Origin of the sequence: Secundilactobacillus malefermentans (assembly GCF_008033155.1) — a bacterium.
Lineage (GTDB): Bacteria > Bacillota > Bacilli > Lactobacillales > Lactobacillaceae > Secundilactobacillus > Secundilactobacillus malefermentans.
Genome location: NZ_CP042371.1, coordinates 452,029 through 465,529, shown reverse-complemented (window position 1 = coordinate 465,529; position 13,501 = coordinate 452,029). Strand labels below are relative to the sequence as shown.

The window sequence follows — 13,501 nt, the reverse complement described above, 5'->3', positions numbered from 1 at the left end:
AAAGGGGTTAACAAATGACTAAACTCGAAATTAATGGTCGAACTTATTCTGAGCTACCTATTCCAGATGATTATCAGTTAGTTTATGATCAGACGGTTGAGCGTGATGGCGAGAAAATTCAGTTGCGTCGATATCAACCGGCTAATTTGAAAAAGGAAGCTTTGGGGCGCAAACACGTGACGGTTCTGTGCCGAGATGATGGTTATGTGATGACCTATAATTCACTAATCCACCCAAGTTCAGGAAGTTTACCACAGGAAAAGGAATTATGGACCAAGGCGGAGCAAGTATGGCAAAACGTTGATGCATCATATCGGCAACGACTTGAGCCTTTAAGCACATCATACCAGGAACGCCACTACACTGACGATACTGGTAAAACAGTTACAGTACCAATTGTTTGGGCAAAATATGCCGATACGCAAAATATGGGAAACTATTGCTGGGTTGGACTTGGTGCTAACGGTGAAGTTTTAGAATTCGAACGTGATAGTTATTGGGATTATTCAGCTGGTCGCCAAAGTTCAGAAATGTGGAACGGAGATGACTGGATTCTTGCGCATCGCGGAGAAGGGCCACAGTTGCAAGCACCAATGGCATTGGCTTGAAAATCAATTTAGATGAAAAATGAGGAGCTGACAGTTTGCAAGAATCACGAGATAATTCAATCCATAAGTGGTTGATTATTGCTGGACGACAGGTAAGCCAACGGTTGGACCAACAATTGGCCCTGATTGGACTCAGTGCCAGTAATTATTTTTATATTTTAAAAATTCATGATAATCCGGGCCTAACTCAGAAAACGTTGGGGGAAAGAGAATTCATTGATGCGAGTAATGTGACCCGAGCAGTTAAGCAGTTGATTTCCCAGGGCTTGATTGAGCGAAGACCGAATCTACAAGACAAACGGGCGTACCAACTTGCACTGACGGAAAAAGGAACCGCAATCTATCCGAAAATTTTTCAAATTTTAGATGCTGAAGAAAAGCAGTTGGCCGCCGTTGTTTCAGACCAGAACTTCGATCAGCAAAAATTTATTGATGCCATGCGGAGTATCAGTGACACAAGGAAATAGAGAGGCGCTACTTTTTATGAAAATTATTACAGTTGAAGAACACTTTGATACACCAGCTAATATTAAGCAATTTAATGCCTATTCAGAGGTTAAGAACAATAATCCCCATCAAGACATGTTGAACGCGACCTTAACCGACTTCGCAAAGCACATTGACTATATGGACCAGTACGGCATCGATATGCAGGTTATCTCTGACGCCGGGAATTCTCCTCAGGTGCTGCCAGATAATTTAGTTGTTGAGGCTTGCCGCGCACAAAATGAGTCACTTGCAGAAGCAGTCGCAAAGTATCCTGACCGCCTTGCTGGATTAGCGGTGGTTCCGATTAATCTACCAGATGAGGCAGCGAAGGAACTGGAACGTGCTGTTACTAAACTGAATTTAAAAGGCGGTATTATTAGCGGTACCGTTGATGGCCAATTCTTAGACGATCCCAAATTTGAACCGATTTTTGCCATGGCCGAGAAATTGGATGTGCCGTTGTATCTACATCCAGGCGTTATTAAGGATGAACAAAAAGCAATCCTATATGATAGTAAGGCGTATTCCCCAGCACTAGCGACCTTTATGGGCGGCGCTGCTTGGGGCTGGCACATGGAACAAGGCGTCCAAATGGTTCGCTTAATTATTTCCGGCTTACTGGAAAAGTATCCGAATCTAAAATTAATTTCAGGTCATTGGGGCGAATTTGTGCCAATGTTTCTTGAACGGTTAAGCGAATTCTTACCATTTTCTGGATTGGATCTGCCACATTCATTTGAGTATTACTATAAGAAAAATGTTTATGTAACGCCATCCGGAATGTATTCGGATCCTCAATTACAAATGGTATTGACGGAAATGGGTGCTGATCACTTGATGTATTCAGAGGATTTTCCCTATATTGAGCGTAAAGAAAATGTCCAAGGCTTTATGACGAAAGCTGATTTGAGTGAAAAAGACCGTGAGCAATTTGCCCATGGTACTGCGGAAAAATTATTCAAGCTTTAAGATAAAATTGCTTGATTATAATGCTTATGGCCATTCTGTTGTCAGTAACGGGATGGCTTTTTTATGTCATTTTTTGCAATAATAAAAACGCTTTAGTAGCTATTCCCGCTCAATGCTCTATACTTTGTATCGACTAGAGGCCGATTGCCAGGATAAGAAGGAGGAGACTTAAATGTTTGATTGGGAAGCTAGAGAACAAGCAGAATATAGTCGCAGCACTCATGTAAGTTTCGTGGAACTGACAAAAAGAAGTTACCTAACGGCAAGTGGTACCGCACCAAAGCGCACCGCTGATCCGACTTTCCTGGCAAAAGCGGCGGCCGTCACAAAATTAGCACAGTTAATTAGTGAGGGACCAAAGGCTGGAATTGAGGTTCCTGGGTTTAAAGATTATTGACCGTACCCAGTTCAAGCCGTTTGGCATGGAGATGATTTTAAAATTTGGCTTAAACAACCGTTGTTCATTAATGAAACAATTTATAATCAGGCGGTGAATCAGGCCAGCCTATCCGAACTCGTCAACTTTGAACAATTGAGTGAAGGTACTGAAATGCAAACCAGTTTCAGTGGAGCTGTGACGGCCACTCAAGTTGCTGGCTTACAAGAAGAGGCTAAAGAAGTGGGCTATCAACTAGTCGATTCAGGTAGTCACCGGGAAGTTTATTTGGATGGACTACCGCTAACGGACGACAAACAAGTGCTCGTGAGAATACCAATTGACGCAACTGGTAAACGACCACCACTGGCTGCAGTAAATTAATCAAGATAGAAAAGTGGGCGATACGTATGAAACTATCAGTTGTCGTACCAACCTATAATCTGGGTTCATATGTAAAAGCATTGTTGGAAAACTTAGCAAATCAAACGGTGCCATTTGAATTATGGCTGATTGATGATGGATCGACCGATGGCACCTTTGCGCAGCTGAGTGAATTTGCAAAAAGCAATTCAGACTTCCATGCGGTTCAGTTAGAACATCGAGGAGTTTCAGTGGCCCGTAATTATGGTCTGAGTCATGCGACTGGGGATGGCGTAGTCTTTGTGGATGGCGATGATATGATTGCACCAAGCTTTGTTGAAATGTTGGGGAAAGGCTTGAATACTGGAGCGGTTATGGCAGCTGTTGGATATGAATGGTATCGTCGTCCGGCGACACAGTCTGACTCTTTTATTGAATTAAATCAAAAAACGGCATTTGATCAGGTCTCGCAACGAGGGACTGAATTCGGTGGGTATGTTTGGAATAAGGCCTTTCGAACTTCAGCAATTCGTTCAGCAAATTTATCTTTCGATGAGTCTTTGCACTTAGCTGAAGATTACCTCTTTACATCAACTTTTGTGGCTAACACTCCTGGTCAGTATGTGTATTTACCAAAATTATTGTACACAAAACGCAATCGGCCAGGTAGTACAATTCACATGGCCAGTCGACAAGATCGACAGGAAGAAAATCAGGTGTTTCAGCAGATCTATGAGTTACAAAAACTAATTAACTAAAATTCATTTTACTGACAGATATACTCCAAAACCTTGCATCAAAAAACAACCTTCAACTTATTCTATGAATAGTTGAAGGTTGTTTTAGACTAACGCCTTAACGTCATTAATTTTTGTTTCCAGGTGCTCAATTGACTGTTCCAACTTATTTAAATTATCGCGGGATGTTTGTAATTGCTTTTGGAGGATTGTTAATCGCTCCGTAGCGGTTGAATCTCCCTTTTGATAGAGCGCCATGAAGGACTTCATTTGGCTAATCGTCATGCCACAACGCTTTAAACAAATAATAAAATCGAGTTGTTCTAAATCAGATTCCTTAAATTCGCGAATCCCATTGACACGATTCACGGGACCTAAAAGATCTTCATTTTCGTAGTAGCGCAATGTAGAATTTGAAACTTGGTATTGGGTTGCAACTTCATCAATTTTCATAGCTCGATCCACTCCTTGACTTAAAGTATACTTTAAGGAGTAAAATTTGCAATAAGAAGTAAGGAGGAAAAATTAATGACAAAAATAATGATTATTGGTGCATACGGAAAAACGGCGCAATTACTGACGGAAAGATTATTAAGCGAAACGCAAAATGACTTAATTTTATTTCTAAGAAAAGCAGAACGGTTGAATAAGTATACTAATAATAAACGGGTTCAATTAATAGATGGGGATGTTTTGGATACGGAACAGCTTTACACGGCCATGGCAGACGTCGACTTGGTTTATTCGAACCTAGGCGGCATTAATTTGGCGGAACAAATTCAAAGTGTCCTCGATGCAATGAAAAATGCTAACAAGCAACGCTTCGTCTATATAAGTTCATTGGGTGCCCATCATGAAGTTCCAGGTAACTTCGGCAAATGGAATGAACAGGCAATTGCGGCATATTTACCAGGATTTAGAGCAGCTGCCAAATTAGTTGCGGAGTCTGGCCTGCAGTATACGGAAGTTCGGCCTGCTTGGTTAACGAATACCGATGAAGTCGATTATGAAACGACACAGGGGAGCGAACCATTTAAGGGAACTGAAGTATCTCGCAAAAGTGTTGCGGACTTTGTTTTCAAAGTAGTGACAGACCCTAAGACCCATTTGAACGAAAGTGTTGGGCTTAATAAACCGAATACTGATGGGGATAAGCCAAGTTTTATGTGAGGTGATCAAATGATCGACGTTTTTGCACATGTATTGGCACCTAAATTTCTAAAAAAGATGCTCGAGGTTGCGCCGGATGCCCTCGAAAAAAATAGCTGGATGAAGAACCCGTTGCTAACTGACTTATCAAAACGAATCGCAACAATGGAAACGGATCAGCAGCAAATTATTTCCATGGTTAATTTGAATCCGGAAGATTTTACTGGAGTTGAGGAATCAGTTAACCTGTGTCGTCAGGCAAATGACGAACTTGAATCTATTGTCAAAACTTATCCAAATCAATTTCCAGCGTTTGTTGCGATGCTGCCAATGAATGATATCCAGGCTGCGTTGAAACTTATTGACCAGCAGGTTGTTGATAACCCACTTGCGGCAGGTGTCCAATTATTTACGAGAGCCATGCAGAAGCCAATTGCGTCTGAAGAATTTGAGCCTATTTTTGCAAAGATGGTGCAGATTGGGAAACCCATTTGGCTCCATCCAGTTTTTGATGAACGTAAATTGGACAATAATTTAACATTTGGCTGGGAATATGAACAGACCTTAGCAATGAATGATATTGTTAATAAAGGGTACTTTGATCGATTTCCTGGATTAAAAATTATCGTGCATCATGCGGGCGCAATGGTGCCTTATTTTGCACAACGAATTTATCATATTCAGGGACAGGAAAAATATCAGGTATTTAAAAAGTTTTATGTAGATACTGCCCTCTTAGGAAACTCAGGAGCTTTGGCGCTTGCAGTGAGTTTCTTTGGGATTGATCATGTGTTATTTGGAACGGACACACCATTGGGAATTGCGCCCGATGGTCCAACTGAGGTTATCAAGCAGGCCATTTTGGCGATGAACCTATCAGAGGCGGAGAAAAATCAAATCTTTTCGGGTAATTGGCAGCAGCTTAAATCATAATTGGGAGTGATGATATGCAATTTGATACATTAGGCAATACGGATATAGAGGTTTCAAAAATTTGTGTGGGCGCTATGAGTTTTGGTGAACCCGGCACCATGCACGACTGGTCACTTAGCTATGATGATAGTAAAAAGGTGATTAATCATGCGCTAAATTTAGGCATTAATTTCTTTGATACGGCCAACGTTTATTCCAAGGGAACCAGTGAGGAATATTTAGGTCAGGCATTAAAGGAGAATGGGATTGCACGGGACAAAGTTGTGCTGGCATCGAAAGTTTATTTTAATCCGGGCCGACTTTCTAGCGAAGCCATCCATCGAGAAATTGATGGGTCGTTGAAGCGCCTAGGAACTGATTATTTAGACCTGTACATCATTCACCGATTTGATTTTGATACGCCAATTGAAGAAACGATGGCCGCTTTGAACGATTTGGTTAAGTCAGGAAAAGTTCGGGCAATTGGGGCTTCCGCCATGTATGGCTACCAATTCTATAATATGCAACAAGTCGCCAAAGACCATGGTTGGGCCCAATTCCAAGCAATGGAAAATCACTATAACTTACTATATCGTGAGGATGAGCGTGAATTAATTCCCATCTGCAAGCAAATGAACGTGTCATTAATGCCATACAGTCCGTTAGCGGCTGGACATCTTAGCCATCGAGATTGGCAAATTGACACAAAACGAAGTCAGACGGATCGCGTGGCCATGGGCAAATATGACCGGGCGGAGACTGAAGACTTGAAGGTTGTTGCCCGCGTTGATGAATTGGCCAAAAAGTACCAGGTTTCGATGTCGCAGATTGCCTTAGCTTGGCAATGGGCCAAGGGAGTCACGGCACCAATCGTCGGTTCAACGAAGGTCAGCCATTTAGATGAGGCCGTTGATGCATTGGCGGTTAAGTTGACTAAGGAAGACGTGCATTATTTGGAAGAACCGTATACACCGCATGAAATTGTTGGCGCCATCGATTCAAATCCGGCCCAAGGTGTGACGTTGATTGATGAAAAAAGTAATCTAACTTACCTTTGACTTAAACCCTAGTTCAAGTGCTACCCTAGTACTGAGGTGAATGTGATGACTGAATTAGAAAAATTGATGGCCGGACAGGAGTACTATTTCTTGGATCCGGAGGTTGCTAAGCGAAAGGCGCGAGCCGCTCGTTTATGCCAAGAGTTTAACGATATTTCGGCGACAGATCCGGAAGCGCAAACAAGCAAAATTAAAGAAATCCTGGGCTCAACGGGCGAACGGGTTTCGGTCCAAGCTAACTTTAATTGTGATAATGGGAAGAACATCCATGTGGGTGAAGATTTCCTGAGCAATTACAATTTGACGATTATCGATATTGCACCAGTGACGATGGGGCATAACGTGATGATCGGTCCTAACGTTGATATTTACACGGTTAACCATCCAATGACTGCCGAGGGACGTAGCAAATACTTGGCACAGGCAACACCAGTCACTATTGGGGATGACGTTTGGATTGGTGGCAAAGTTGCCATCATGCCAGGAGTCACAGTTGGCAGTAATGTCGTGATTGCTGCCGGTGCAGTGGTCACCAAGGATGTTCCAGATAATACGCTGGTTGGTGGCGTACCGGCACGTAAAATTAAATCATTATAAGCAAAAATCGACAACTGGAAATATATCCAGTTGTCGATTTTTTAATAGGTGACATTATTTGAAGCTAAGCGTAATTCGACGATTCTTGAGTGCTTGGGTTGGGTACAAACACTAAGGAGTGCTTGGCCAACATCTTCTGGCGTTAAGAACCCAGATTCTGCAACTTCCTCTGGGGTGCGACCGTAGCCAACTTCAAATTCTGTGGCACCGGCATGGGGGCAGAAAACACATGTGCGGATTCCTTTGCCAAGTAACTCTTTATCTAAAGCCTGACCGAAGCCACGTAGCGCGAACTTGCTGCACGTATACGCTGTTTCGTCAGGGTGACCTTTGATTCCAGTCACGGATGACGTAAGAATAATTTGACCGTCTTTTCGTTTTAGCATCTCTGGCACGGCATACTTAGTAAAAGCGTAGGCACTTCTAACATTTGAATTCATGATCAAATCATAGTCTGCCATTGATGTTTCAGTCAGTGATAAAGTTCGACCAATTCCCGCATTATTGATTAAGATGTCAATCTTGCCGAAATGGTTAATAGCTAATTTAACAGCCTCAATAGCTGTCTCCTCAAGCTGTGCGTCACCGGCAAAGTAAATTGCGTCTACGCCAAATTGCTTACAAGCTTCGACAACTTGCTGTAATTTTTCTTCGCGGCGAGCAGTTAAAACGAGATTACAGCCTGCCTCAGCAAACGCCATTGCTGTTCCGCGGCCAAAGCCGGAGCTGGCGCCGGTTATTAGGGCAACCTTTCCTGTTAATTTCTCCATTATTAAATCCTCTATTCTGGTTGATCAGCAGATGCAGACAGGTCGTGTAACTTTTTGAAATCTGCTAAAGAATCAGTATACTTTTGGACAGCCGTATCAGCTGCAAATTTACCTAATGGTAATCGTAGTGGTAAGTCTGATTCGTGATTCGTCACTTGGTCATAGATGATTGCTGCTGCCTTGTCAGGATCGCCGGCTTCATGGTGAGCGCCTTCTGCATTGCCTGTGATAGATTCGCTAAATTGTTGATAATCAGCAATTTTTGGCATTTCCTTTTCGGATGAACGGCCTGCCCAATCAGTTCTAAAGCCACTTGGTTCAATTAACATAACTTTAATATTCAAATCAGCAACTTCTTTTGCCAAGGATTCGCTAATCCCTTCGACGGCGTACTTTGTTCCGTGATAGAAGGAAAGGGTCGGAAATGAAAATAACCCGCCAATTGAGGAGAAGTTGATAATGATGCCGGATTTTTGTTGACGCATTGTCGGGAGCACACTGCGAGTCATATCGACCAAGCCCCAAACGTTTACATCAAACATGTATTTCACAGCGTTGCGGTTGCTTTCTTCAAAGGTACCAAAGTAACCAAGGCCAGCATTATTAATCAAAACATCGATTGACCCAAATGCGGCGATCGTTTCTTTAACAACGGATTTAATTTCAGCTTGGTTAGTGACGTCTAAGGTTAATTTTTTGATTTGGCCATGATTAAATTCATCCAAGTAGTCTAATCTTTCGGCATGGCGCGCCGTTGCTACCAAATTAACATCATCCTTTTTTGCAAGGAAGGTTGCTAGAGACTTTCCAAAACCAGTTGAAGTACCCGTAATGAGCCATGTTTTATTTGCCATTATAAATTTCCTCTTTTCATATTAATTGATTCTCTGTTATCATACGACTTGAAGTAAGGTTTAAGTCAAACGTGAAATGGAGATTATAATAATGAAATATTCAATTGGTGAAGTCGCGGAAAGAATGGGAACGAATACTTCCACACTTAGATACTATGACAAGCAAGGACTCTTGCCATTTGTGGACCGAAACGCAGCTGGCAGAAGAGAGTTTAAGGACAATGATTTTAATTTTTTAGAAGTGATTAATTGTTTAAAAAAGAGCGGGGTACCAGTTAAGGATATTGGCAAATTTATTAATCTATGCTTGCAGGGTGATGAAACACTGCGGGAACGATATGATTATTTAGATCAAGAAGAACGGGTGCTGGAAGAAAAAGTAACTGAAATGCAAAAGCAGTTGGACTTCTTGAGATTCAAAAAGTGGTATTACAAAACCTCTGTGGAAGCTGGGACGGAAGATATTCATTTTACAAAGGGGACAAAATTTGTTGATCCGGAAACGCATCAGCAATATCGATATGAATTGAAGAACACAAAAGACATCCATCAACTAATTAATTTAGCGGTGGATGAAATTTAACTGTGCGAAGTGATAGGTTTCTCCTAGCGATAGGAGAAACTTTTTTCATTATCCGAATATTTAGGAAGGTAAGTAATCAGGATAATAGTAAATTAGGGCTTATAATGAACAGGAAACCTAATTGTCGAACATAACGGAGGAGAACTAATGATAGCTATCATAATCGGCCTTACAATTGGGTTCGGATTGCCCATCCAAACGACCATTAATTCGAAATTAAGGGATGCATTTGGTTCGCCATTTTTATCGTCATTGATTTCCTTTATCATTGGGACCATTTTTCTGGCGATTGTCGTGGTTGCGTCGGGGCAAGTTTTAATCGTTGGAATGACAACAATTTCCAGTCAACCTTGGTGGCTTTGGCTAGGTGGCGTTTTCGGAGTGATTTATCTAACGTCAAACATTCTGCTATTTCCCAAAATCGGCAGCGTTCAAACGGTTATTTTCCCGGTCTTAGGACAAATTTTGATGGGGCTTTTAATTGATAATGGTGGTTGGTTTAGTTCTGCCGTTCAACGCCTGACGGTTAGCCGGGGATTGGGTGCACTCCTGGTACTAATCGGTGTGATTGTCACGGTTGCATTACCAAACTATCTTGAAAGTCGAAAGGCATTGGTCGATGTTCAGGCAAAGGCAGATGTTCAGGGGAGTGGAAAAGATGGACTGAATAGTTGGCTTTGGCGACTCTGGGGTGTTTTTGCTGGGATGTTGAGTGCTAGTCAAACGGCGATAAATGGGCATCTCGGAATTGTTGTCGGTTCCGCGATAAAGTCCGCATTTATTTCATTCTTGATTGGGACGGTGCTATTGATTATCATCGTTTTAATCATGCGGCCAAAAGTTCGTTACAAGGAAACCACAGATCAGCATCGCTGGTGGATGTGGATTGGCGGCGTCATTGGCTCGCTATATGTACTTGGCAATGCCTATTTGGCACCAACGATTGGAACCGGTCTTGCCGTCGTCATTGTCCTAATCGGTTTGATGGCCGGCAGTTTATTGATTGACCAATTTGGTTGGTTAGATGCCAAACGAAACCCAATCACGCCCATTCAAATTATTGGTTTAATAACAATGATTTTGGGTGTTGTCGTTATCAGATTAATATAGTATAAATCAGTTTCGGACGATAAAGTCTGGGGCTGTTTTTGTACGACTTGGCAAAAAGACACTTGATGGACTCGGACGTTATTCATAAATTTTTATTATCAGAATCGCTGGTATTAGATCCAAGAAACCAGATGATTAAAAAAAGGATTGCCTTGAAGTGTACTTCAGGGTATATGATACAAATGTGTGAAATTTAACAATAAAATTTGGAGATGATTTTTTGAAAGCAACAGCTTTTATGGAACCTGGAAAAGTAGAAATTCACGAGGTCGCTAAACCCGAGATTCAATTATCCGGAGATGCGATTATTAAAATTGTTAGAGCTTGTGTTTGTGGTTCAGATTTATGGTTCTTCCGTGGTATTAATAAGATGCCATCAGGTTCACGAGTGGGTCATGAAGCAATCGGCATTGTTGAAGAAGTTGGTAGTGAAGTGACGAATGTGAAACCCGGTGACTTTGTTATCGTACCTTTCACCCATGGCTGTGGTCACTGTGCTGCTTGTTTAGCCGGCTTCGATGGTGACTGTATGGATGTTCCAGAAAATGTTAACAACGGCTATCAAGCTGAATATTTACGTTACGTTAACGCCAACTGGGGCTTGGTTCCCGTTCCTGGCAAACCTAGCGACTATTCAGATGACATGTTGAATAATCTGTTGACCTTAGCTGATGTTATGGCAACGGGTTACCATGCTGCTGCTACCGCAGAGGTTAAAGAAGGTGACACTGTAGTCGTTATGGGTGACGGTGCCGTTGGGCTTTGTGGTGTAATTGCTTCTAAACTTCGCGGCGCAAAGCGGATTATTGCCATGAGCCGTCATGAAGATCGTCAAAAACTTGCTAAAGAATTTGGTGCCACTGACATTGTTGCAGAACGTGGCGACGATGCAGTGAAAAAAGTTTTGGAAATGACTAATGGTGGTGCTGATGCCGTACTTGAATGTGTCGGCAATGAGCTGGCCGTGGAAACCGCAGTTAAAGTCGGTCGTCCAGGAGCTGTTATTGGTCGAGTGGGAATTCCTCAAACACCAACTATGAATACAAATGACTTGTTCTGGCGCAATACCGGACTTCGTGGTGGAATTGCTGCTGTTACAACTCATGATAATGCTATTTTGTTAGACGCTGTATTGAACGGTAAGATTAATCCTGGAAAGGTCTTCACCGAAACCTTTGATTTAGATCATATCGAGGATGCTTATGAAGCAATGGATCAACGAACCGCAATTAAATCATTGTTGAAGGTTAGCGAAGGCTAATAAAATTCAGTATTTTTAAGAATGTATCGTGTTTCAATGAAGCAATAAATGCTATTTAATAATAGTGTTTATTGCTTTTTTATTTGATTTGAGTATCGTATGTGATAAAAGGAGTCGAGAAAATGTTTCAAGACATTCAACCACACATTTTAGACACACAGTATTTTTCCAAAGAAATAACCCCCGCAGACTTTGTCGTCATCGTTAAACGGGGAAAGGTTTTAATGATTGATGAAACTGAAACGAGTCGGACACCCACTTTCAAGGAATTGAGCGAAGGCTACTCAAATCATTTTGATAAGCCAAACTACCTCCTATCGGTAGCGGACAAACGGTTCTTCACGTTTGACGTTGATTTGGAAGAACAGGGTAACTTCCATTTTCATCAGTTAAATGATCTACGAAATTTAGAGCCTCGCTGGTCGGCTTTTGCCACGGCAACCAGCGCTCACCTTGCGAATTGGTATGGGCAGAACCGCTATTGTGGTCACTGTGCCCATCCCTTAGAAAAGAGTCAAGATGAACGCAAACTCGTTTGCCCAAACTGTGGAGCGGAGATTTTTCCAAAAATTTCACCAGTCATTATTGTTGGCGTTAAGAAGCAAAACAAACTTCTGCTTACCAAATACGCATCAGGCTATAACCACTTTGCCCTAGTTGCTGGTTTCGTTGAAATTGGTGAAACGCTGGAAGGTGCAGTGCGACGTGAGGTTTTTGAGGAAACTGGACTGCAGGTCAACAACATCCATTACTATAAGAGCCAACCATGGGCGTTTTCCCAGTCCGTTTTAATGGGATTCTTCGCTGATGTGGCTGGTTCGGATGCCTACCCGACCTATGAATACAAATCGGACAAAGAGGAACTATCACTTCGAAAGTGGTTTGACCGCGAAAAGATGCCTCATGATGATACTCGGCTTAGTCTGACTTGGGACATGATTGAAGCGTTTCGTCATGGGTTAAACTAAAAAAATCTCAACGATTAACGTTGAGATTTTTTTATAGGATTGAGACGTTACCTTCGTTCAAATCGATATCCTGTAAGTAGGCGGTTTGATTGTACACATCGATGAAAAAGTCACTATGATTTTCAGCAATGATTGAAGTGGATAAATTCTTAAGTCCCAGTAAATGTTCATTATGCGTCAGTTCTTTGATGCCAAGTTGACTAATCCCACCGTGAGCAAAAACAACGGCGTTTTCGTCTGGTCCAAGCTTAGCAGAAATAGACTGAATGGTATTTGCAAAACGTTGACGAGCTTCCGTGAAATTTTCAACGCCAATCGCGGCCAACTCAGGATCATTTTGGCGCTTGGACAACTTTTTGAAGAGTTCCAAATTTTCGTCCATGAGTTCCGCCTTGGAGCGGCCCTCCCATTTGCCGAAGGAGACTTCTTTCAAGTCGTCCAACTGCTGAATTTTAAGGTCAGAATTATTTTTGAATTGTTCAATGACTAATCGTGCGGTTTCGGTTGCCCGTTCAATTGGACTGGCGTACGCAGCGGCAAACTGGTAAGTGTCTAAATAGGTCGCGAGTCGGCCGTAATTTGCTAAATTAGCGTCATCCAATAGGAGCTTGGAGTTAGCGCCAGCTCCTTGCAACCGTTTTTCGAGATTCCACTGAGTTTTACCGTGACGAATAATAAAGATCCGTTTCATCATTAA

18 protein-coding genes are annotated in these 13,501 nt (G+C 42.1%); 14 read left to right on the top strand and 4 right to left on the bottom strand.

The annotated features are described in order from the left end of the window. The first annotated feature begins 14 nt into the window (after positions 1-14). From FGL90_RS02360 to FGL90_RS02340, 6 genes are all read left to right on the top strand, one after another. Positions 15-608 carry a hypothetical protein gene (locus FGL90_RS02360; protein ID WP_147656693.1) on the top strand — a complete coding sequence of 198 codons (594 nt, stop codon included), beginning with the start codon at positions 15-17 and terminating at the stop codon, positions 606-608. A 35-nt stretch (positions 609-643) separates the two neighbouring features. After that, positions 644-1,075, top strand: coding sequence for a MarR family winged helix-turn-helix transcriptional regulator (locus tag FGL90_RS02355; protein ID WP_147656691.1), 432 nt, complete (start codon positions 644-646; stop codon positions 1,073-1,075). A gap of 16 nt (positions 1,076-1,091) precedes the next feature. Further along, positions 1,092-2,066, top strand: coding sequence for an amidohydrolase family protein (locus tag FGL90_RS02350; protein WP_187240429.1), 975 nt, complete (start codon positions 1,092-1,094; stop codon positions 2,064-2,066). A 172-nt stretch (positions 2,067-2,238) separates the two neighbouring features. Then, positions 2,239-2,463: a hypothetical protein gene (locus tag FGL90_RS10630; RefSeq protein WP_318635551.1), complete on the top strand. Its 225-nt coding sequence runs from the start codon at positions 2,239-2,241 to the stop codon at positions 2,461-2,463. 60 nt (positions 2,464-2,523) lie between these two features. After that, positions 2,524-2,826 (top strand): hypothetical protein, encoded by a 303-nt coding sequence (locus tag FGL90_RS10625; RefSeq protein ID WP_318635550.1) that lies wholly within the window; start codon positions 2,524-2,526, stop codon positions 2,824-2,826. Positions 2,827-2,852: 26 nt separating this feature from the next. Next, the gene (locus FGL90_RS02340) at positions 2,853-3,563 is read left to right on the top strand and encodes a glycosyltransferase family 2 protein (RefSeq protein ID WP_147656687.1); all 711 of its coding nucleotides are present in this window, start codon (positions 2,853-2,855) and stop codon (positions 3,561-3,563) included. Positions 3,564-3,647: 84 nt separating this feature from the next. On the opposite strand, the gene FGL90_RS02335 is transcribed toward FGL90_RS02340, so the two are convergent. Then, complete coding sequence (locus FGL90_RS02335) at positions 3,648-3,995, bottom strand: MerR family transcriptional regulator (RefSeq protein WP_010619502.1); 348 nt, start codon at positions 3,993-3,995, stop codon at positions 3,648-3,650. Between the two features lie 75 nt (positions 3,996-4,070). On the opposite strand from FGL90_RS02335, the gene FGL90_RS02330 reads away from it, so the two are divergent. From FGL90_RS02330 to FGL90_RS02315, 4 genes are read left to right on the top strand one after another with little or no spacing between them, the layout of a single operon-like run. Next, positions 4,071-4,712, top strand: a complete 642-nt coding sequence (locus FGL90_RS02330; protein WP_010619503.1) for an NAD(P)H-binding protein — start codon at positions 4,071-4,073, stop codon at positions 4,710-4,712. A 9-nt stretch (positions 4,713-4,721) separates the two neighbouring features. Continuing rightward, entirely contained in the window at positions 4,722-5,624 is a 903-nt protein-coding gene (locus FGL90_RS02325; protein ID WP_010619504.1) for an amidohydrolase family protein, read from the top strand. 14 nt (positions 5,625-5,638) lie between these two features. Further along, positions 5,639-6,661 (top strand): aldo/keto reductase, encoded by a 1,023-nt coding sequence (locus FGL90_RS02320; RefSeq protein WP_010619505.1) that lies wholly within the window; start codon positions 5,639-5,641, stop codon positions 6,659-6,661. Between the two features lie 45 nt (positions 6,662-6,706). Then, positions 6,707-7,258, top strand: coding sequence for a sugar O-acetyltransferase (locus FGL90_RS02315; RefSeq protein WP_010619506.1), 552 nt, complete (start codon positions 6,707-6,709; stop codon positions 7,256-7,258). 41 nt (positions 7,259-7,299) lie between these two features. On the opposite strand, the gene FGL90_RS02310 is transcribed toward FGL90_RS02315, so the two are convergent. Beyond that, a complete protein-coding gene (locus FGL90_RS02310) occupies positions 7,300-8,028 on the bottom strand; it encodes an SDR family oxidoreductase (RefSeq protein ID WP_010619507.1) in 729 nt (242 codons plus the stop codon). A gap of 11 nt (positions 8,029-8,039) precedes the next feature. Then, positions 8,040-8,882 carry an oxidoreductase gene (locus tag FGL90_RS02305; RefSeq protein ID WP_010619508.1) on the bottom strand — a complete coding sequence of 281 codons (843 nt, stop codon included), beginning with the start codon at positions 8,880-8,882 and terminating at the stop codon, positions 8,040-8,042. Between the two features lie 91 nt (positions 8,883-8,973). Between FGL90_RS02305 and FGL90_RS02300 the strand changes: the two genes are divergently transcribed. From FGL90_RS02300 to nudC, 4 genes are all read left to right on the top strand, one after another. Continuing rightward, a complete protein-coding gene (locus FGL90_RS02300) occupies positions 8,974-9,465 on the top strand; it encodes a MerR family transcriptional regulator (RefSeq protein WP_010619509.1) in 492 nt (163 codons plus the stop codon). A 147-nt stretch (positions 9,466-9,612) separates the two neighbouring features. Then, on the top strand, positions 9,613-10,575 hold the full coding sequence (locus tag FGL90_RS02295) for a DMT family transporter (protein WP_010619510.1): 963 nt from the start codon (positions 9,613-9,615) through the stop codon (positions 10,573-10,575). Positions 10,576-10,795: 220 nt separating this feature from the next. Continuing rightward, the gene (locus tag FGL90_RS02290; protein WP_010619511.1) at positions 10,796-11,836 is read left to right on the top strand and encodes a zinc-dependent alcohol dehydrogenase family protein; all 1,041 of its coding nucleotides are present in this window, start codon (positions 10,796-10,798) and stop codon (positions 11,834-11,836) included. A 122-nt stretch (positions 11,837-11,958) separates the two neighbouring features. Beyond that, positions 11,959-12,804: an NAD(+) diphosphatase gene (nudC, locus tag FGL90_RS02285; RefSeq protein ID WP_010619512.1), complete on the top strand. Its 846-nt coding sequence runs from the start codon at positions 11,959-11,961 to the stop codon at positions 12,802-12,804. A gap of 31 nt (positions 12,805-12,835) precedes the next feature. Here nudC and FGL90_RS02280 read toward each other — a convergent pair whose 3' ends face one another. Beyond that, entirely contained in the window at positions 12,836-13,498 is a 663-nt protein-coding gene (locus FGL90_RS02280) for a histidine phosphatase family protein (protein WP_081484006.1), read from the bottom strand. Positions 13,499-13,501 lie beyond the last annotated feature (3 nt).